The following is an 18696-nucleotide window of genomic DNA, read 5'->3' as shown; positions in this document are numbered from 1 at the left end:
GCGTGGCCGATCAGAGCGTGGCCTGTCAGAGCGCGGACCATCGGAACGGTGGCCATCGAAGCGGGGCTTGTCTGGGCGCTCCTTGTCGAAACGCGGCTTGCTGAAATGCTCCGCGCTCCCGGCACGCTCGGCCCGTTCAGGACGGTCAGAACGGTTGGGGCGTTCAGAGCGATCCGGGCGCTCATGGTGACGGCCTGGGCGCTCGGACTTGCCAAAGCGTTCAGACTTACCTGGGCGTTCAGACTTACCTGGGCGTTCAGACCGTTCCGGGCGGCCCTCAATACGCTCCAGGGCGCGCTCAACATGGCGCTCGCTGCGTTCATGCCGCTGACCCGGACGCTGCTGACCGGGATGAGGTTGACCGGGACCGGATGGCCTGGCCGGACGGTCACCCGGCTTATGGCCAGGTTTGGAACCCGGCTTGCCCCCCGCCCAGCCACCAGACTTGGCCCCGGATTTACCAGCGGGTTTGCCGCCCGTCTTGCCGGCAGGCTTGCCGCTGAATTTACCAGCAGGCTTGCCACCGGGCTTGCCGCCTGTCTTGGAGGCGGAAAAGGGGCGCGCGCCAGAGGGGCGCTTGGAAGGAGGTTTGCTCACGGGCATCAGCTCGGGTTAAGGGCTCGGATCGGGGGATGGGGGGATTGGCGCCCGTCATAGGCCGAGGCGGCGGTATCAGCAAGAGCTAATACCCGCCCCTCTGGTTCTGGCGCGCGCCAGCGGCTAAAATTGTCACAATGCAACGCCAGAGCCCCGAAGCCGCCGCCATGATCATCCTGCGTTCCCTGCTGCCGCGTTTCCTCACCCTGGCATTCGGCTGCCTGCTGCTGGTGGCTTGTGCCGGCCAGAATGCCGCCAGCCTGCCGCCTCGGGTAGGCTCGATCATGGAAGTGCCGCTGCCGCCGGGCACCGAGGCGATCTCGCTCTATGCCGAGAAAAGCGGTGACGTATGGTGGCTGGAAGCCGATGGCCGCCGCCTGCACCGCCTGGATGCCGGCCGCAAGGTGCATGAAGCGATTGCCGCCGATCCGCCCTCGCCCGCCGGCATCTTGAACATGGACCGCCAGGGACGCCTCTGGCTGCTGGGCCGCGATGGCGCACCGCTGCTGGCGATCCGCGTGGGCGATGGCGAAATGCCGTCGCGCGAAATGCCGTGGCGTCTGGATCAGGGATTGCCGCGCGAGACCGGGCAGCCGGCGCTGGATCTGGGCCGCGGCGGTTTCGTCGCGGTATCGGGTCAGGGGCAATGGCTGTGGCTGGCGCAGCCCGGCAAGCTGCTGCGCATCACGCTCAATCCGGCCTAAGCGTCAGCCGTAGCGCATGCTGCGCGGCGGCATGCTGCGCAGCTTCAGGTCATTCAAGGAAATTTCCATCACGTTGATCGACCGCTTCACGTCGGCCAGTTCCTGACGGGTCTTTTCCAGATTGTCGGTGACATCCGCCAACTGGGAGAAGATCGTCTGGGTGGTGCGTTCGTAGTCGGCCACCGTGCGGCTGTAATTCTGCTGCTGACGCTCAAGCTGAGACATCCGGTTCTCGATGCCCTGGCGGAGCTGACTGATGCGCATCTCGAAATTGCCGAGATGCAGGAGCAGCCAGGCACCAGCCCAGAAGAGAACGATGCCTCCACCGAGTACGTATACCCAATCGCCCATGGTAAGGACCCTTTCTGGTTCTCCCTGATCCTTACGATATAGGTGGCGAAAACACCGCCGCAATCCCTCGAAAGGATAGGCACGCCAGAGTGGTACCTGGATCTGGCCCTAAGTGGCCGCCGGCAGCGGCTGGCCGGCCAGCACCACCTGCCGGCGTGGGTTAAAGCCGATGCGGTAGGCGAGTGCCGCCGGGCGGTCGATATCCCACACCACCAGATCGGCGCGCTTGCCTGGCTCCAGCGTGCCGCAATCAGCCGCCAGCCCGAGCGCCCGGGCAGCCTCGCGGGTGGCGCCGGCCAGCGCCTCCTCCGGGGTAAGACGGAACAGGGTGCAGGCCATGTTGAGGATCAGCAGCAAGGAAGATACCGGCGAGGTGCCGGGATTGCAGTCGGTGGACACCGCCATCTTCACGCCATGCTTGCGGAACAAAGCCACCGGCGGCGCCTGGGTCTCGCGCAAGGCATAGAAGGCGCCGGGCAGCAGCACCGCCACGGTGCCGGCCCTGGCCATCGCCTCGGCGCCCGCCTCGTCCAGATGCTCGAGATGATCCGCCGAAAGCGCGTTGAACTCGGCGGCCAGCTTGGCACCGCCGAGATTGCTCAACTGCTCGGCATGCAGCTTCACCGGCAGGCCATGGCGTCCCGCCGCCTCGAACACGCGCCGCGTCTGCGCAACGGAAAAGGCGATACCCTCGCAGAACGCATCCACCGCATCGGCCAGGCCCTCGCGGGCGGCGGCGGGAATGATCGTGTTGCAGACCAGATCGATATAGTCGTCAGCACGGCCGGCGAATTCCGCCGGCACGCTATGGGCGGCCAGCAGCGTGGTGCGGATGCGCACCGGGTATAGCTCGCCCAGACGCCGCGCCACGCGCAGGCATTTCAGTTCGTCTTCCAGGCTGAGGCCGTAGCCGGACTTGATCTCCAGCGTGGTGACGCCCTCCGCAATCAGGGCTTTCAGGCGCGGCGCGCTCTGGCGCAGCAATTCGGCCTCATCGGCGGCACGCGTCGCCGCCACGGTGGAGCGGATGCCGCCGCCGGCGCGGGCAATCTCTTCATAAGTGGCGCCATTCAGCCGCAGCTCGAATTCATGGGCGCGGTTGCCGCCGAAGACCAGATGGGTGTGGCAATCGACCAGGCCGGGCGTGATCCAGCCACCTTGCAGCCGATGCACCACGGTATGCGCACCGATCCGCGCCTGGGGTAGCGCCGCCACCGGCCCAACCCAGGCGATGCGCCCGTCCTTGGCGGCAATCGCGCCATTCTCGATGGCGCCGAACGGGGTGCCGCCGGGCACCATGGTGGCAATGCTGGCATCGCGCCACACGGTATCGAATTCGCCCTCGCCCGCCATGCTTCGCTCTTTCCTGATCCAGGCAACTCTGCCAACTTATATATACAAGTGAGGAGAGATCGTCATGCGCCGCTTTTGGCTGAGCCAAGCCTATCTGCCGGGAGGTTGGGCCCGGGGGGTGGAGATTGCCGCCGATGCCGCCGGCATGATCCAGGCGGTGACGCCAGACCGCCCCGCCGCCACAGATGCCCTGCGGCTCGATGGCCCGGTGCTGCCCGGCCTTGCCAACCTGCACAGCCACGCCTTCCAGCGCGCCATGGCCGGCCTGGCCGAGATTGCCGGCCCGGCCGGCGATGATTTCTGGACCTGGCGTGAGACCATGTACCGTTTCGCGCTGACGCTTTCGCCCGAGGATGTGGAGGCCATCGCAGCGCAGCTCTATTCCGAGATGCTGGCCCAGGGTTACACAGCCGTCGGCGAGTTCCACTACCTGCACCATCAGCCCGATGGCCGCGCCTATGACGACAGGGCGGAACTGAGCTGGCGCATCCTCTCTGCCGCCGAGCAGACCGGCATGGCCTTGACGCATCTGCCGGTGCTCTACGCCGCCGGCGGCTTCGGCAAGCCAGCCACTGAGCGCCAGCGCCGCTTCCTGCATGACATTGACGGCTATGCCGCCCTGCTCGACAGGCTGCGCCCGCGCCTCACTGGCAAGCATCGTCTTGGCATGGCGCCGCATTCGCTGCGCGCCGTGCCGGCCGAGATGCTGGCCGAGGTGCTGCGGCTCGATGCCACGGGTCCGGTGCATATCCATATCGCCGAACAGACCGGCGAAGTGGCGGAATGCGAAGCCTTCACCGGCAAGCGCCCGGTGCAGTGGCTGCTCGACAATGCCGCCGTGGATGCGCGCTGGTGCCTGGTACATGCGACGCATATGACGGTGGAAGAAACCGCGCGGCTGGCCGCAAGCCAGGCCGTCGCCGGCATCTGCCCAAGCACCGAAGCCAATCTCGGCGACGGCCTATTCCCGGCAGTGGCGTATCTCAGCCAGGGCGGCCGCCTCGGAATCGGTTCCGACAGCCATATCAGCATCAGCGCAGTCGAAGAACTGCGCTGGCTGGAATACGGCCAGCGGCTGTTTCATCGCGGCCGCAACATCCTAAGTGGTGCGCCGGGTGCCGCCACCGGGCCGAAACTGTTTGACGCCGCCGCCTCGGGCGGCGCCCAGGCGTTGCAACAGCCTACCGGCGCGATAGCCGTGGGCCAGCGCGCCGATTTCGTGCTGCTGGACGGCAATGCTGCGCAATTCGCCGGGCTGCCGCCCGAACGTCTGCTCGATGCCTGGATTTTCTCCGGCCAGCCGAATGCAGTGCGCGAGGTTTATGTCGGCGGCGAACGCGTGGTGTCCGAGGGCCGCCATATCAAGGGCGAAGCCATCGCCGCCCGCTACCGCGCGGCGATGCAGAAGCTGCTGAACGCTTAGCTCTTGATGAAATCCAGTGCCGCGTCGCCGGCGCAGAAATCAATCAGCCGGCGCATGAAGGCCTCGCCTTCGACGATCTGGCTGACCTCGATATATTCGTTCGGCTTATGCGCTTCGCGGATATTGCCGGGGCCGCAGACCACGGTGGGGATATCGCCGACTTCGAAAATGCCGGCTTCCGTGCCGTAGGAAACCGCATAGGCGTTATTCTGCCGCGCCAGCCGCATCGCCAACCGCTCGGCCTTGTTGTCGGCCTGCGGCAGGAAGGGCGGCACATGCGCCACGACATTGGTTTCCACCCGCGCGCCAGGATGGATGCGGCGCATGTCGGGCAGGATTTCCGCCTCCACATAGCGGTTGAAGGCATCCACCACCTGCTGGTCATGCTCCGGCCGTACCGAGCGCACATCCCACATGAAATGGCATTCCTTGGCCAGGATGTTGCGCGCCGTGCCGCCGCTGATCTGGCCGACCGTGATCGTGGTATGCGGCGGCTCGAAGCGCGGCTCGCAATGCTCCGGTGCCTTGTAGGCGCGCTGGATGCGGTTCAGTTCGGCAATCATTTCGGCGGCATACTGGATGGCGTTGACGCCCTGATGCGTGGCGCTGGAATGCGCCTCCAGGCCATGCACCGAGGTGTTGCAGGCACAGACGCTCTTATGGGCGTTCACCACCTGCATCTCGGTCGGCTCGCCGACGATGGCCAAAGCCGGGCGCGGCCCGCCGCGCTTGATGAAATCGACAATGCCATGCACGCCGAGGCAGCCGACTTCCTCGTCATAGGAGAAGGCGAAATGCAGCGGCACGCGCAAAGGCCGCGCCAGCATCTCGGGCAGCATCGCCAGACTGATGGCGATGAAGCTCTTCATGTCGGACGTGCCGCGCCCCCACAGCTTGCCGCTATGCTGCTGCAGCTTGAATGGATCGGTGACCCAGTCCTGGCCATCCACCGGCACCACGTCGGTATGGCCCGACAGGATGATGCCGCCCTGCTCTTTTGGCCCGATGGTGGCATAGAGATTGGCCTTGCGGCCCGAAGCATCGAAGATCTTTTCCGACGCGATGCCATGCGCCGCGAGATACTCGGCGATGCAGTCGATCAGGGCGAGGTTGGAATCGCGGCTGGTGGTATCGAAGCCGACCAGGCGGGAAATCCAGTCGAGGGAGATGGGCTGGCTCATCCCTCGCTTATAAACCAGCGCCCAGCCTGAAACCAGCCGGGCGCAATTTCCGCCTAAACCACAATATTGGCGATCGAGCCGGAATCCTTGCCGCCATTCTGCAGCAGGGATTCGCGCACCTTGTTGCGGATTTCCTCTTCGATCTTGGCGCGGGCATCGGCATCGAGCTGGCCGAGCTGCTCCTCGGTCATGCCGGCCTTCTCCAGGTAATGCTTGCGGATGCGCTCGGCCACCGACATGCGGGCATAGTCGAGGAAATTCTGTTCGGTCGCGTCCGGCTGGCCGGGCGCGGTCTTGGTCGCATCGGCAGCAGCGGTCTGGCCCGTCGCCTGAGAGGCATCGTCATTGGCGGCAGCGCCCTTAACGGCGGTCGCGGCATAGGCGAGATAGGAAGCGGTGGAGGATTGCACGGCGAAGGACATGACGGACTCCTGGATCAGGTTTGCTTCAGCAGAAGCAACCACCATGCCAGCCGCCCAGGCCGTGAATTTCCTCACTATTTCAATGGTTTAATATTTGTAAACCATGCCGCCGGGCGGCAGATTTTGCCGCCCGCGGCAAGCTTCGCCGGGCAGGCTCCGTTGTTGCGGTATCAGCTGTCGATATGGCCGAGGTCGCGCTGCGGGTCGAGCCGGTCGCGCACCAACTGCTTCAGCGTCTTCACATCCGGGAAGCCGCCATCGCGTTTGCGCTCCCAGAGCAAGGCATCGTCATAGGTGATATGGAAAATGCCGCCGGTACCGGGCTGCAGCGCCACTTCGCCGAGATCATCGGCGAAGGTGGCGAGCAGTTCCTGCGCCATCCAGGCAGCCCGCAGCAGCCACTGGCATTGCGTGCAATAGGCGATGACGACGCGTGGCTTCGCTGCCGCCGCCTCGCCTGCCATGCCGGATCAGCCTTCGACGCTGCGATTGCCGCCGGAGCCGATCATCGCCATGAATTCCTGCCGCGTGCGCGGATCATCGCGGAAGGCGCCGAGCATGCGGCTGGTGACCATGGTGACGCCCGGCTTGCGGATGCCGCGCGTGGTCATGCATTGATGCGCCGCCTCGATCACCACGGCAACGCCGCGCGGCTGCAACACGGTCTGGATCGTGTTGGCCACCTGGGCGGTGAGCTTTTCCTGGATCTGCAGGCGCTTGGCATAGACTTCCAGCACGCGCGCCAGCTTCGAGATGCCTACCACACGCTTCCCCGGCAGATAGGCGACATGTGCCTTGCCGATGATCGGCACCATGTGATGCTCGCAATGGCTTTCCAGGCGGATGTCGCGCAGCACGACCATCTCGTCGTAGCCGTCGGTTTCCTCGAAGGTGCGCTCCAGCATCGCCACCGGGTCTTCATCATAGCCGGCGAAGAATTCCTCATACGAGCGCACCACGCGGTCGGGCGTGCCGACCAGGCCTTCGCGGTCCGGATCATCGCCGGCCCAGCGGATCAGGGTACGTACCGCCAATTCCGCCTCGGCGCGGCTTGGACGGTCGCGCACAACATGGTCGCCCGCCTTGGTGAAACGCTTGATCCCAGCTTCTTTGCCCGTGGCCATGTTGTTCATGACGCGCATCTCCAGTTGCCGGCCCATTCCTTGCTGCCAGCCGAGCACCGGCCAACCAGGGCATGCCAATGAAATAGTGCCGTTAGCAGCCCAAGCAATGGGCTATTTCAGTTAACCCGGCGCGCCTCATGCGGGCTGTCGAGCGAGAAAGCCGGGATGGCGACATCAAAGCTGTCACCATCATGACTCACCATCTTATACGTGCCGACCATGAAACCGGATGATGTGGGCAGCGGCGTGCCACTGGTATATTCGAACCGCTCGCCCGGACCGAGCACCGGCTGCTCACCAACCACGCCAGGCCCCTGCACTTCCTGCACCCGACCGCGCGCATCGGTGATCTTCCAATGCCGGCTCTGCAACTGCACAGTCTGCTCGCCCTTGTTCTCGATCACGATGTTGTAGGCCCAGACGAAATAATTCTCCTCCGGCGAGGACTGCTCCTCGAGGTAGGAGGGACGCACGGTGATGGCGATGCCACGGGTGATCTTCTGATACATGTCGCCGATTGTAGAACGGGCTGGCGCTTTGTCCACCCCAAGGGCGCAACACCAAAATCTTGAAACAGCAAGGTCCTGAAACGACAAGGCCCTTAAACGGCAACGGCCGCCCTGGGTTGCCCCAGGGCGGCCGCTGTTAACCTTGTATCCAGCGCTTACTTGCGCAGGAAGATTTCAGCGCGGCGGTTCTCTTCGTTGCGCTCGCCATCGGCGGTCGGAACGCGCGGACGGGTTTCACCGAAGCCGGCGGTCTGGATCGCCGAACCCGCAACGCCCTTGGCGGTCAGGTAATCAGCAACCGACTTGGCGCGGCGCTCGGAGAGACGCTGGTTGTAAACATCCTTACCCGAACGGTCGGTATGGCCTTCGATCACCACACGGGTGCTGCCGGTGGCGCGGAAGTCGGCGATGGCGCGGTCAAGCACCTGCGAGGCAACCGGGCTGATATCCGACTTGTCGAACGCGAAGAACACCACGTAGGTCTCCGGCAGACGGGCCGGCGGCGGCGGCGGCGGCGGAGCCTGAACGGCGGGAGCCGGGGCCGGCGGCGGGGGCGGCGGCGGCGGCGCAGCCACAGCAGGGGTCGGCTTCGGCGCTGGCGCCGGGGCGCCAAAGCGGTAGGTGAAGCCAACCGTCACGACATGGTTCTGATTGCCCGACTTGGCATCGACATTGGCGGTGTTGCTATCGAACTTGGCGCGGGCGCCAGTGATGTAGCGATAGTCAGCGCCCACCAGCCAGTTGTCGCTCAGCGCGTAGTTGGCGCCGATGATGCCCTGCACGGCCGGAGCCCAGGCGCTATCATCGAAGCGGGCGCCGCTGACGGTACCTTCAGCGCCAATATTCTGCATACCAACGCCGAAGCCGACATACGGCACGAAGCTGCCCATGCCAGCGAAGTCGTAGAGCAAGTTGCCGAACATCGACCAGGTGTTCAGGTCGACATTGTTGGCACCCTTGCCATCGTTCTGGCGATAGCCGAGTTCGCCTTCAACGCGCACTTCGCCGAAGCCGTAGCCGACCTTACCGAGAACGGCGAAGCCAGGGTCATGCTCAACTGCAGCAGGGCCGCCGGGGGCATTGCGGACTTTGGTGTCATCAGTCCAGCCAGCACCGCCCGCGAGGCCGGTATACCAGCCGTTGGTCTGCGCCGCGGCGGGCTGCATCGCCATCACGGCGAGAGCGGCACCGGCCAGGAGGGCCATACGCGCGTTCATCATCACCAAATCTCCCTTCAAAAAAACAAGGCGAACCGGATGCTTGGAGGCATCCGCGCCGGGACTCGAAATACAGTGCCCACACTATCGGCGTTGGCGGCGCCAGCGTAAAGCGGAAAGGCTGTCGCAGGGCGGAAAATTCACCCCCCTGTGGCAAAGCTGCCACAGGGGCGGGAACCGGTTCATCCAGCGGTGGCAAGCGCTTGATTTAAATCGTCAATAATGTCGAGCGGGTCTTCCAGGCCAACCGACATGCGCAGCAGGCTGTCATCGATCCCCAGTTTTGCTCGCTCCTCGGCCGACAACCTTTGGTGCGTAGTGGTAGCCGGGTGTGTCACCAGGCTCTTGGAGTCACCCAGATTATTCGAGATATCCACCAATTTTAGGGCATTGAGGGCCTTGAACGCCGCCGCCTTGCCGCCCTTGACCCGGAAGGCGACCATGTTGCCCGGCCCGGCCATCTGGCGCCTGGCAAGGTCGTATTGCGGGTGGCTCTGCAGGCCCGGGAACAGCAATTGCTCGATCTGCGGGTGCCCGGCCAGGGCGGCGGCCACCGTGCTGGCATTCTCGACATGGCGGGCTACGCGCAATTCCAGGGTCTCCAGGCCCTTGAGCATGATCCAGGCATTGAACGGGCTCATGGAAGGGCCGGTATGGCGCAGGTAGACCGTCAGTTCGTCGCGTACAAAGGCTTCCGAGCCGAGGATGACGCCGCCAAGCGCCCTGCCCTGGCCGTCGATATGCTTGGTGGCGCTGTAGATGACGATATCGGCGCCAAGCTCCAGCGGCTTCTGCAGCACCGGGGTGGCGAACACGTTGTCGACCACGACACGGGCGCCGACGGCATGGGCGATATCGGCCACGGCGCGGATATCGATCAGTTCCAGCGTCGGGTTGGCCGGGGTTTCCAGGAACACCGCGCGGGTACGCTTGGTGATCGCGGCTTCCCAGGCCTTGAGGTCGGTGCCATCAACCAGCGTGGTCTTGATGCCGAAGCGCGGCAGAAGGTCTTCCACGATATAGCGGCAGGAGCCGAATACGGCACGGGCCGACACCACTTCGTCACCCGCTTTAAGCTGGCACATCAGCGCCGCGTTCACCGCCGCCATTCCCGACGCCACGCCGCGCGCCGCTTCAGCACCTTCCAGCAGCGCCATGCGGGTCTCGAACATTTCCACCGTGGGATTGGAGAAGCGGCTGTAGACGAAGCCCGGCTGCTCGTTCTTGAAGCGCGCCTCGGCTGCCTCGGCGCTGTCGTAGCGAAAGCCCGAGGTCATGAAGAGGGCTTCCGAGGTCTCGCCGAATTGCGAACGCATGGTGCCGCCGCGCACCAGCTTGGTGGCCAGCCGCCACTTCTCCGCCTTGCCCTTCTGATCGCTCATCGCATCCCTCGTCTGCCGCGCCCGCAGCAAGTAAAAAAACCTCCGGGGCAACAAAAAACCCCGGCACCGCAAAGGTCCGGGGTTTCAATAACCGCCCGACCTTTTAGCGGTTTGTTTAACGTGGTCCGCAAGCCGGTCGGCTCAAATCACCACGAAGTGACAGGCGTTTTAGGCCCCATTTCCGGGGCCGTCAAGCGGATTCCCGCCGGCGGCCCCAGTCCACATATGCCTCAGCGCGCGGTCCAGCCCCATCCCACCGCGCGCCTCAGCGCGCGGTCCAGCCGCCGTCAATGGCGATGGCGGTACCGGTGATCGACTTCGCCATCTCGCCGCAGAGGAACACCGCCAGGGCTGCCACTTCCTCCACTTCCACGAAGCGCTTGTTCGGCTGCGCCGCCAGGATCACCTCGCGGATCACGCGGTCGCGCGGCATGTTATGCGCCTTGGCCTGGTCCTCGATCTGGCCCTCCACCAGCGGCGTGCGGACATAGCCCGGGCAGATCGCGTTCACGGTAATGTTGGTTTCGGCCACTTCCAGCGCCGCCGACTTGGTGAAGCCGATCTGGCCATGCTTGGCGGCGACATAGGCCGACTTGAACGGCGAGGCCACCAGGCCATGGGCGGAAACGATATTCACCACGCGGCCCCAGTTGCGCTGCTTCATGCCCGGAAAGGCCGCCTTGGTGGCATGGAACGTGGACGACAGGTTGATGTCCTGGATCGCCTGCCACTTCGCCTCGGGGAATTCATCCACCGGCGAAACGAACTGGATGCCGGCATTATTGATCAGGATATCGACGCCGCCGAAAGCGGTCTCGGCAGCTTTCACCAGGTCGGCGACCTCCGCCGCCTTGCTCATATCCGCGCCGCTGTAGAGCACGGTCACGCCGGTTTCAGCCGCCAGGCCGGCGCGGATCTGCTCGATGGCCGCCGGATCGCCGAAGCCGTTGAGCATGATGTTCACGCCCTGCTGCGCCAGCGCCCGGGCGACGCCCAGGCCGATGCCGCTGGTGGAACCTGTGACGACGGCGGACTTGCCTTTCAGCATCGGCGCTCTCCATTAAGTGCAGTGCAGCTTTTTTGCGGTGCGGCGCACCTTAGCGTGCCCCCCCGGAGCCTTGCAACAACGGGGCCGCTGGGCTACCCAGGATGAAGCGGATTTTGGAGACTCAAAGCCGATGCTTTACCAGTTCAACGACGACGAACCGGCGCAGGACGACAAGGACAAGGACGCCAAGGCGGAAAAGTCCGGCGGCCTGGACGAACGCCTGTTCAAGGCCCGCACTATCCTGATTTTCGGCGGCATCGACCAGAAGCTGGCCAAGGAAGTGACGGCCCGCCTGCTGGCGCTGGCCCATGCCAGCGACGACCCGATCACCGTATTCATCAATTCCCAAGGCGGCCATGTGGAATCGGGTGACTCGATCTACGACGTGATCAAGTTCATCAAGCCGACGGTGCGCATCGTCGGCACCGGCTGGGTCGCTTCGGCCGGCGCGCTGATCTACTCGGCGGCGCCGCGCGAGAACCGCCTCAGCCTGCCCAACACCCGCTTCCTGCTGCACCAGCCGTCGGGCGGCGCCGGCGGCACCGCCTCGGATGTCGCCATCCAGGCCAAGGAAATCATCCGCATGCGCAAGCGGCTGAATGAGATTTTCGCCCACGAGACCGGTCAGCCGCTGGAGCGGATCGAAAAGGATACCGACCGCGACTACTGGATGAGCGCCGAGGAAGCCGTGACCTACGGCCTGGTCGGCAAGATCATCTCCTCGGCCAGCGAACTCGGCTGAGACAAGACAAAGAAAAAGCCCCGGCAGTGCGAACTGCCGGGGCTTTTTTTGTTGACCTGAGCGCCTTACGACTTCAGCGGGACCGGCACGAAGCGTGGTTCGCCGCCGCGCAGTATCTGCAGCAGGGCCACCTTGCGCTTGGCATCGCGCAGCGCCTTCAGCATCTCGGCGGCATCCTCGGGGTTGCGCACCTCGGATTGCGACACCTCGACGATGACATCGCCGGCACGCACGTCGCGCTTGGCCGCCGGGCCATCGGCATCCACGTCCACCACCACAACGCCCTTCACATCGTCCTTGATGTCGAAACGCTTGCGCGTCTCGGCATTCAGCGGCGCGATCTTGACGCCGAGATCGGCCAAAGCCGTCTCGCCGCGCGCCGGGCGCTGCTTCGGATCACTGCCCTTGGCCGGCGGCGCTTCCGCCGAGGCCATGGCCTGCTCCAGTTCGCCGAGCGTGGCACGCACGGTGACTTTCTTGCCCTTGCGCTGCAATTCGACCGGCACCGCCTTGCCGACCGTGGTTTCGGCCACGGTACGGGTGAGCGCATTGGTGGAGGCAATCGGCTTGCCATCGAAGCTGACGATGACGTCGCCGGACTGGATACCGGCCTTCTCGGCCGGGCCACCCGGCACCACCTTGGCAACCAGGGCGCCACGGGCCTTATCAAGGCCGAGGTCTTCCACCATCTCGTCGGTGACCGACTGGATCTGCACGCCGAGCCAGCCGCGCTTGGTGCGGCCGAATTCGATCAGTTGCTGCACCACCGGGCGGGCCATGGCCGAGGGCACCGAGAAGCCGATGCCGATGGAGCCGCCAGACTGCGAGAAGATCGCGGTGTTGATGCCGATCACCTCGCCGGCACGGTTGAACAGCGGGCCGCCGGAATTGCCCTTGTTGATCGAGGCGTCGGTCTGGATGAAGTCATCGTAACGGCCGGCGCCGATATCGCGGCCACGGGCCGAGATAATGCCGGCGGTGACAGTGCCGCCCAAGCCCAGCGGGTTGCCGATGGCCAGCACCCATTCGCCGACCCGGGCCTTGCCCGACTCACCCCAGTTGATCGGCTTCAGCGGCTGCTTCGGCTCCACTTTAAGGACGGCGAGATCGACTTCCGGGTCGCGGCCGATGATCTTGGCCGGCAATTCGGTGTTGTCGTGCAGGATGACGCGGACCTCGTCGGCATCGGCGATCACGTGATTGTTAGTGACCACATAACCACGGGCATCGACGATGAAACCGGAACCGAGCGAGGACACCTGGCGCGGCGGACGATTGCCACCACCGCCCTGGCCCTTCTGCTGGCGGTCGAAGAAATCCTTGAAGAATTCCTCGAAAGGCGACCCCGGCGGAAATTGCGGCATGCCTTCCGGCAGGCTGCCGCCAGGGCGGTTCTTCACCGTCTGGGTGGTGGAGATATTCACCACCGAGGGCAGCAACTGCTCGGCCAGATCGGCGAAATCGCCTTCCGGCGCCCGCGCCTGGGCGGTCGCCGCCGCGCCAAGCAGGAGCTGTGCGGCGAGCAAAGCTGCGGCCAAACTCTTGAGGGAAACAAGATTCTTGAACGGAATCTGGCCCTTGAGAGACGGCATCATACCCATGTGTACCCTCCTGCCCGTGCGAACAGCCGGAAACCTAGCGTTTCGACTTCGCCCCGGGGCTTTCCGTAAAATAGCGGAAGAACTCCGAGTCGGGAGATAAAATCATCGTGGTGTCGCTCTGCTGCAGCGACTTGGAATAGGCCTGCAGCGACCGGTAGAACGCGTAGAATTCCGGGTCCTGGTTCGCGGCTTCCGCGAAAATCCGGGTCCGGGCGCCATCGCCCTCACCGCGCAGCACTTCCGATAGCTTGCGCGCATCGGCCAGCAGCACGGTGCGCTGGCGCTCGGCATCGGCGCGGATCTTCTCGCTCAGCTCGAAGCCGGTGGCGCGCTGCTCCTTGGCCTCGCGCTCGCGCTCGGTCTGCATGCGGCGGAAAATCGCCTGACCGATAGCCTCGGGGAAGTCGGCGCGCTTGATGCGCACATCCACGATGTCGATGCCAAGCCGCTTGGCATCCACTTCCAGCACGGTGCTCACCGCCTGCATCGCCGCCGGGCGATCACCCGAAACAATGGCGATGGCATCCAGCTTGCCGAAGGCGCCGCGCAAGGCGTTGGCCACCGAAGGCGCCAGGTTGTTGCGCAGCAAGGCTTCGTTGCGCACCGACTGGTAGTAGAGCAGCGGATCGACGATGCGGTAGCGCACGAAGCTGTCCACCACCAGACGGCGGCGGTCGGTGGTGAGGATTTCTTCCGGCTGCGCGTCCAGACCGAGGATGCGCTTGTCGAAATAGATCACGTCCTGGATCATCGGCACCTTGAAGTGCAGGCCTGGCTCGGTGATGACGCGGCGTGGATCACCGAACTGCACCACCAGCGCCTGTTGCGCCTGGTGCACGGTGAACAGCGAACTCTTGAGAAGAGCACCAGCGGCGATGAGAATCACCACCAGCGCGGCGACGACAGTGCGGTTCATGGCGGCGCCTCCTTACTTCTTTTTCTGCAGTTCGGGCAGCGGCAGATAGGGCACCACGCCCTGGCCGCCTGCACTGGTATCCATTATCACCTTGTTGGTGCCGCGCAGGATGCTCTCCATGGTCTCAAGATACATGCGCTTGGCGGTTACATCCTTGGCCAGCTTGTATTCGTTGTAGACCGAGATGAAGCGCGCCGCTTCACCTTGGGAATTGGCGATCACTTCCTGCTTGTAGGCTTCCGCCTGCTGCAGGATGCGCTGCACCTCGCCGCGGGCGCGCGGCAGGATATCGTTGCGGTAGGCCTCGGCTTCGTTCTGCGCGCGCTCGCGGTCGGCCTGTGCGGCCTGCACGTCGCGGAAGGCATCAATGACCGATGCCGGCGGCTCGGTACGCTGCAACGCCACCTGGTTGATGGTGACGCCGGCCTTGTAACCATCCAGCACGCTCTGCATCAGCAGGCGCGAGTCATCGGCGATCTTGGTGCGGCCCTCGGTCAGCGTGAACTGGATCGGGTTCTTGCCCACCACTTCGCGTACGGCGCTTTCCGCCACCTGCTTGATGGTGCGCTGCACATCGGAGACATTGAACAGATAAAGCTGCGGATCCTTGACCTGCCACAGCACGGTGAAATCGATATCGACGATATTCTCGTCGCCGGTGAGCATCAGGCTTTCTTCCGGCACGTCGCGGCTCTGGCCGGCGCGGGTGCTGGTCTCGCCGACGGTGCGGAAGCCGATTTCCTCGCGGTTCACCGTGGTGACGCGCGGGGTGAGCACCGACTCGATCGGCCACGGCCAATGCCAGCGCAGGCCCGGCTGGGTAATATCGGCGAAACGACCGAAACGCAGCACCACGCCGGCTTCATTGGTATCGACGCGGTAGATGCCGCTGCCCATCCACACCGCGATGGCGGCAAGGAACAGCAGCGCAATGCCGCGCGCCGAGAAATTGCCGCCGGGCATCATGTCCCGCATGCGGTCCTGGCCCTTGCGGAGCAGGTCTTCAAGATTGGGCGGAATCGGGCCACCGCCGTTGCCGCCGCCGCCGGTGGGGCCACCACCGCGCGGGCCTTGGCCCCAGGGGCCGCGGCCACCGCCGCCGCCTTGCCAACCGCCACCACCACCTTGATTGCTCCAGGGCATACTCTTCCGTCCTTCCGCGTGGGATTGTTGCGCCAGCCGGCCCGGCATGTCGGACCGGGGTATCGGCGGTCGGCAGGCCCCGCCGGGCTTGCCGCGTTTATAAAGCCTTCCTGTCGGGCGGTTTGCCCCAATACGCCTGCCGCGTTATACCTTCGGCACGTCGTCGTTGGCCGCCAGCGACAATATTGGAACGATTGCAGGGATTTCAAGCATGACCGGGGTGACTGAAGCGCAAGTTCTGGAGGCTTTGCGCGGGGTTGTGGACCCTGATCATGGCAAGAATGTGGTGGAACTCGGCATGGTTGGCGGCCTGGTGGTGAAAGGCAGCAATATCGGCTTCGTGCTGGAAGTTGCAGCCCAGGACGGCCCACGCAAGGAGCCTTTGCGCAAGGCCTGCGAGAGCGCCGTGGCCGCCCTGGCCGGCGTCACCTCCGTCACCGCCGTTCTCACTGCTCAAACGCAGGGCAAGGCCGCGCCCAAGCAGGCGGGGCCCAGGCAGGCCGCCCACGATCATCATGGCCACGATCATCACGGGCATTCTCACGCCCCCGCGAAGCCGGCTGCCGCTGCACAACCGACTGTCGGCGAACGGCCGGGCGTGCCAGGGATCAAGGCGATCATCGCCGTGGCGTCGGGCAAGGGCGGCGTCGGCAAATCCACCACCGCCGTTAACCTCGCCCTGGCGATGGCGCGCCAGGGCCGCAAGGTCGGCATTCTCGACGCCGATATCTACGGCCCCTCGGTGCCGCGCATGCTGGGCATCAGCGGCAAGCCGCATTCGCCGGATGGCAAGAAGCTGCAGCCGATGCTGGGCTGGGGCCTGCCGGCGATGTCGATGGGCTTCCTGGTGGCCGAGGACACGCCGATGATCTGGCGCGGCCCGATGGTGATGAGCGCGCTGGAGCAGATGCTGCGCGATGTTACCTGGGGCGAACTCGACGTGCTGGTGGTGGACATGCCCCCGGGCACCGGCGATGCGCAGCTCACCATGGCGCAGCGCGTGCCGCTGGCCGGCGCGGTGATCGTTTCGACACCGCAGGACATCGCGCTGCTGGATGCGCGCAAGGGCCTCAACATGTTCCGCCGCGTCGATGTGCCGGTCTTCGGCATCATCGAGAATATGAGCTATTTCTGCTGCCCGAATTGCGGCCACCGCTCGGACATCTTCTCACATGGCGGCGCGCGCAAGACGGCGGAGGAACTCGGCTGCGACTTCCTCGGCGAATTGCCGCTGGTGATGGCGATCCGCGAGACTTCGGACGGCGGCACGCCGATCGTGATGAGCCAGCCAGACAGCGCCGAGGCCAAGGCCTACGCGGCGATTGCCGCGCAGGTGCTGGCGAAGATCGAGCATGGCGCCGGCAAGGCCGCCGGGCCGCGCATCGTCATTCAATAAGGGGGTATCCTGGCATCCGGGGCCAGCCGACCGCCCCGGATACTAGGATGAAAGTCCTGAATTGCGTTTTCAGCATCCTGGAAAACCGGCAAATCCGGCCTTAAAAATCCTTATTTCTCCTTATTCTTCCTTATTTCTTCTTATTTTTCCTTATTTCGGCTTATTCGGCCTTAACCGGGCTTATTCGCGCTTATTCCAAGCTATTCCGCCCTGGGCTCGCCGGTCGTCGGCGTAGCCGGCGACCGGGCCTTATCCTATCACGGAACAAATAATGATCAACCGGTTATGTCAGCCCGGCAGCGCCTCGGGCGCATACTGGGCCGCGAATTCCGCACTGGGCGGGATCGGCTTGATCACGTCGATCAGCACGCCATTCGGGTCAGCGACGATGAAATGGCGCTGGCCGAACGGCTCGTCGCGCAGCGCCAGGCGCACATCCAGCCCCTCGGCAGTGGCGCGGGCATAGGCGGCATCCACGTCCTCGACCTCGAAATTCAGCAGCAGGCCGCCCTTCAACGGCTGGCGGTAGCCCTCTGGGATCGTGGCATGGCCGGCATCCAGCACGGCGAGATGCACGGTGGCATCGTGGCGCGAGGTGAGATGCACATACCAGTCGGCCTCGAAGGCCGGGGCGAAGTCGAAATGCCGCTGGTAATAGGCCTGGGTGGCGGCGACGGAATCGGTGCAGATCACGGGGTAATAGCTGGTCAGTTTCACGGGAACGCTCCTTTGGCTTTCGCTGCTATAGGAATATTTTCTGATACTTGGCCGCAATGAGCGCTTTATGTTTCACGTGAAACATGGCTCAGCATGGCTTTTCTCGGTCACGGCGCGGGAGTTCCGCTTTTCCACTGGCAAAACGGCACCGCCCCGCGTTACGATGGGATGTATTTAACATACAGGCTGTATGTATGCAAGAAGAAAAGCATAAGGCTGCCAAACTGCCCAGGCAGAGCCCCAGGCAAAGCCCCAGGCAAAGCAAAGCCGAGAAGCATGCCGCCACCAGGGCGGCGCTGCTGGGCGTGGCGCGGCGGCTTTTCGCCGAGCGCGGCTATGCCGGCACCGGCACCGAGGACGTGGTGCGCGAGGCCGAAGTGACGCGCGGCGCGCTCTATTATCACTTTGCCGACAAGCGGGCGTTGTTCGAGGCCCTGGTGGAGCAGGAAGCCGCCACGGTGCTGGCGGCGATCAACCGGGCAGCGGAAGGCGCGCAAAACCCGCTCGACGCCCTGCAGCGCGGCAGCCGCGCCTTCCTGGAAGCCTGTCTTGCCCCCGGCACGCGGCAGATCTACCTGCTGGATGCGCCTTCCGTGCTCGGCTGGCCGCGCTGGCGCGAGATCGACGGCCGCCATGCCATGGGCTCGCTGCGCTATGGCGTGGAAGCGGCGGTGGCGGCCCTGCCACCGGAGCGCCAGCTTTCGGCGGAAGCCCTCACCTATCTGCTCTCCGGCGCCATGAACGAAGCCGTGCTGTGGCTGGCCGAGGCTAAGGACGAGCGCGCCGCCCAGCAAGCTTGTGAGCGCGCGCTGGACCGGATACTGGCGCTGCTGTTTGGGAACTAGAATGATCCTGAGATGCGCGGATCAA

The 18696-nt window shown here is 64.6% G+C and carries 19 protein-coding genes and 1 riboswitch; of the genes, 5 read left to right on the top strand and 14 right to left on the bottom strand.

Annotated elements, in window-relative coordinates:
- The first annotated feature begins 734 nt into the window (after positions 1-734).
- Positions 735-1301: a hypothetical protein gene (locus V6B08_RS09115; protein WP_341979888.1), complete on the top strand. Its 567-nt coding sequence runs from the start codon at positions 735-737 to the stop codon at positions 1299-1301.
- Between the two features lie 3 nt (positions 1302-1304).
- Here the strand turns inward: V6B08_RS09115 and V6B08_RS09110 are convergent, their stop codons facing one another.
- Positions 1305-1652 carry a nucleotide exchange factor GrpE gene (locus tag V6B08_RS09110; RefSeq protein WP_341979886.1) on the bottom strand — a complete coding sequence of 116 codons (348 nt, stop codon included), beginning with the start codon at positions 1650-1652 and terminating at the stop codon, positions 1305-1307.
- 108 nt (positions 1653-1760) lie between these two features.
- Positions 1761-3005: an imidazolonepropionase gene (gene hutI / locus V6B08_RS09105; protein WP_341979884.1), complete on the bottom strand. Its 1245-nt coding sequence runs from the start codon at positions 3003-3005 to the stop codon at positions 1761-1763.
- A gap of 64 nt (positions 3006-3069) precedes the next feature.
- Between hutI and V6B08_RS09100 the strand changes: the two genes are divergently transcribed.
- Positions 3070-4428 (top strand): formimidoylglutamate deiminase, encoded by a 1359-nt coding sequence (locus V6B08_RS09100; protein ID WP_341979883.1) that lies wholly within the window; start codon positions 3070-3072, stop codon positions 4426-4428.
- Here V6B08_RS09100 and argE read toward each other — a convergent pair.
- The 8 genes from argE to V6B08_RS09060 form a co-directional block, all read right to left on the bottom strand.
- On the bottom strand, positions 4425-5609 hold the full coding sequence (gene argE, locus V6B08_RS09095) for an acetylornithine deacetylase (protein ID WP_341979881.1): 1185 nt from the start codon (positions 5607-5609) through the stop codon (positions 4425-4427). The genes V6B08_RS09100 and argE overlap by 4 nt on opposite strands.
- Before the next feature lie 53 nt (positions 5610-5662).
- The gene (locus V6B08_RS09090) at positions 5663-6031 is read right to left on the bottom strand and encodes a hypothetical protein (protein ID WP_341979879.1); all 369 of its coding nucleotides are present in this window, start codon (positions 6029-6031) and stop codon (positions 5663-5665) included.
- A 170-nt stretch (positions 6032-6201) separates the two neighbouring features.
- Positions 6202-6495 carry an Rdx family protein gene (locus V6B08_RS09085; RefSeq protein ID WP_341979878.1) on the bottom strand — a complete coding sequence of 98 codons (294 nt, stop codon included), beginning with the start codon at positions 6493-6495 and terminating at the stop codon, positions 6202-6204.
- Positions 6496-6501: 6 nt separating this feature from the next.
- On the bottom strand, positions 6502-7155 hold the full coding sequence (folE, locus tag V6B08_RS09080; RefSeq protein WP_341981616.1) for a GTP cyclohydrolase I FolE: 654 nt from the start codon (positions 7153-7155) through the stop codon (positions 6502-6504).
- 116 nt (positions 7156-7271) lie between these two features.
- Positions 7272-7664, bottom strand: coding sequence for a Co2+/Mg2+ efflux facilitator ApaG/CorD (gene apaG, locus V6B08_RS09075; protein ID WP_341979876.1), 393 nt, complete (start codon positions 7662-7664; stop codon positions 7272-7274).
- A 155-nt stretch (positions 7665-7819) separates the two neighbouring features.
- A complete protein-coding gene (locus V6B08_RS09070; protein ID WP_341979874.1) occupies positions 7820-8884 on the bottom strand; it encodes an OmpA family protein in 1065 nt (354 codons plus the stop codon).
- 179 nt (positions 8885-9063) lie between these two features.
- The gene (metZ, locus tag V6B08_RS09065) at positions 9064-10263 is read right to left on the bottom strand and encodes an O-succinylhomoserine sulfhydrylase (protein WP_341979872.1); all 1200 of its coding nucleotides are present in this window, start codon (positions 10261-10263) and stop codon (positions 9064-9066) included.
- Positions 10264-10346: 83 nt separating this feature from the next.
- Positions 10347-10426: riboswitch (SAM riboswitch) on the bottom strand.
- 102 nt (positions 10427-10528) lie between these two features.
- Positions 10529-11311: a 3-hydroxybutyrate dehydrogenase gene (locus tag V6B08_RS09060; protein ID WP_341979870.1), complete on the bottom strand. Its 783-nt coding sequence runs from the start codon at positions 11309-11311 to the stop codon at positions 10529-10531.
- A 130-nt stretch (positions 11312-11441) separates the two neighbouring features.
- Between V6B08_RS09060 and V6B08_RS09055 the strand changes: the two genes are divergently transcribed.
- Positions 11442-12053 (top strand): ATP-dependent Clp protease proteolytic subunit, encoded by a 612-nt coding sequence (locus V6B08_RS09055; protein ID WP_341979868.1) that lies wholly within the window; start codon positions 11442-11444, stop codon positions 12051-12053.
- Positions 12054-12118: 65 nt separating this feature from the next.
- Here the strand turns inward: V6B08_RS09055 and V6B08_RS09050 are convergent, their stop codons facing one another.
- Genes V6B08_RS09050 through hflK form a run of 3 tightly spaced genes read right to left on the bottom strand, consistent with a single transcriptional unit; the run spans position 12119 to position 15713 of the window.
- A complete protein-coding gene (locus V6B08_RS09050; protein ID WP_341979866.1) occupies positions 12119-13654 on the bottom strand; it encodes a Do family serine endopeptidase in 1536 nt (511 codons plus the stop codon).
- A 34-nt stretch (positions 13655-13688) separates the two neighbouring features.
- Positions 13689-14570, bottom strand: a complete 882-nt coding sequence (gene hflC / locus V6B08_RS09045; RefSeq protein ID WP_341979864.1) for a protease modulator HflC — start codon at positions 14568-14570, stop codon at positions 13689-13691.
- A gap of 12 nt (positions 14571-14582) precedes the next feature.
- Positions 14583-15713, bottom strand: coding sequence for an FtsH protease activity modulator HflK (hflK, locus tag V6B08_RS09040; protein ID WP_341979862.1), 1131 nt, complete (start codon positions 15711-15713; stop codon positions 14583-14585).
- A 211-nt stretch (positions 15714-15924) separates the two neighbouring features.
- On the opposite strand from hflK, the gene apbC reads away from it, so the two are divergent.
- On the top strand, positions 15925-17109 hold the full coding sequence (apbC, locus tag V6B08_RS09035; RefSeq protein WP_341979860.1) for an iron-sulfur cluster carrier protein ApbC: 1185 nt from the start codon (positions 15925-15927) through the stop codon (positions 17107-17109).
- Between the two features lie 288 nt (positions 17110-17397).
- Here the strand turns inward: apbC and V6B08_RS09030 are convergent, their stop codons facing one another.
- The gene (locus tag V6B08_RS09030; RefSeq protein ID WP_341979858.1) at positions 17398-17826 is read right to left on the bottom strand and encodes a VOC family protein; all 429 of its coding nucleotides are present in this window, start codon (positions 17824-17826) and stop codon (positions 17398-17400) included.
- A 194-nt stretch (positions 17827-18020) separates the two neighbouring features.
- Here V6B08_RS09030 and V6B08_RS09025 point away from each other — a divergent pair, with 194 nt between their 5' ends.
- The gene (locus tag V6B08_RS09025) at positions 18021-18671 is read left to right on the top strand and encodes a TetR/AcrR family transcriptional regulator (protein WP_341979856.1); all 651 of its coding nucleotides are present in this window, start codon (positions 18021-18023) and stop codon (positions 18669-18671) included.
- The last annotated feature ends 25 nt before the right edge of the window (positions 18672-18696 follow it).

The sequence above is a fragment of the Ferrovibrio sp. MS7 genome, from assembly GCF_038404985.1.
GTDB classification, from domain to species: Bacteria; Pseudomonadota; Alphaproteobacteria; order Ferrovibrionales; family Ferrovibrionaceae; genus Ferrovibrio; species Ferrovibrio plantarum.
This window is presented reverse-complemented; position numbering and strand designations above follow the sequence as displayed.

Coding starts and splice junctions, on each gene's coding strand:
- V6B08_RS09115 (WP_341979888.1), top strand. CDS start 735: ATGCAACGCCAGAGCCCCGAAGCCGCCGCCATGATCATCCTGCGTTCC.
- V6B08_RS09110 (WP_341979886.1), bottom strand. CDS start 1,652: ATGGGCGATTGGGTATACGTACTCGGTGGAGGCATCGTTCTCTTCTGG.
- hutI (WP_341979884.1), bottom strand. CDS start 3,005: ATGGCGGGCGAGGGCGAATTCGATACCGTGTGGCGCGATGCCAGCATT.
- V6B08_RS09100 (WP_341979883.1), top strand. CDS start 3,070: ATGCGCCGCTTTTGGCTGAGCCAAGCCTATCTGCCGGGAGGTTGGGCC.
- argE (WP_341979881.1), bottom strand. CDS start 5,609: ATGAGCCAGCCCATCTCCCTCGACTGGATTTCCCGCCTGGTCGGCTTC.
- V6B08_RS09090 (WP_341979879.1), bottom strand. CDS start 6,031: ATGTCCTTCGCCGTGCAATCCTCCACCGCTTCCTATCTCGCCTATGCC.
- V6B08_RS09085 (WP_341979878.1), bottom strand. CDS start 6,495: ATGGCAGGCGAGGCGGCGGCAGCGAAGCCACGCGTCGTCATCGCCTAT.
- folE (WP_341981616.1), bottom strand. CDS start 7,155: ATGGCCACGGGCAAAGAAGCTGGGATCAAGCGTTTCACCAAGGCGGGC.
- apaG (WP_341979876.1), bottom strand. CDS start 7,664: ATGTATCAGAAGATCACCCGTGGCATCGCCATCACCGTGCGTCCCTCC.
- V6B08_RS09070 (WP_341979874.1), bottom strand. CDS start 8,884: ATGATGAACGCGCGTATGGCCCTCCTGGCCGGTGCCGCTCTCGCCGTG.
- metZ (WP_341979872.1), bottom strand. CDS start 10,263: ATGAGCGATCAGAAGGGCAAGGCGGAGAAGTGGCGGCTGGCCACCAAG.
- V6B08_RS09060 (WP_341979870.1), bottom strand. CDS start 11,311: ATGCTGAAAGGCAAGTCCGCCGTCGTCACAGGTTCCACCAGCGGCATC.
- V6B08_RS09055 (WP_341979868.1), top strand. CDS start 11,442: ATGCTTTACCAGTTCAACGACGACGAACCGGCGCAGGACGACAAGGAC.
- V6B08_RS09050 (WP_341979866.1), bottom strand. CDS start 13,654: ATGGGTATGATGCCGTCTCTCAAGGGCCAGATTCCGTTCAAGAATCTT.
- hflC (WP_341979864.1), bottom strand. CDS start 14,570: ATGAACCGCACTGTCGTCGCCGCGCTGGTGGTGATTCTCATCGCCGCT.
- hflK (WP_341979862.1), bottom strand. CDS start 15,713: ATGCCCTGGAGCAATCAAGGTGGTGGTGGCGGTTGGCAAGGCGGCGGC.
- apbC (WP_341979860.1), top strand. CDS start 15,925: ATGACCGGGGTGACTGAAGCGCAAGTTCTGGAGGCTTTGCGCGGGGTT.
- V6B08_RS09025 (WP_341979856.1), top strand. CDS start 18,021: ATGCAAGAAGAAAAGCATAAGGCTGCCAAACTGCCCAGGCAGAGCCCC.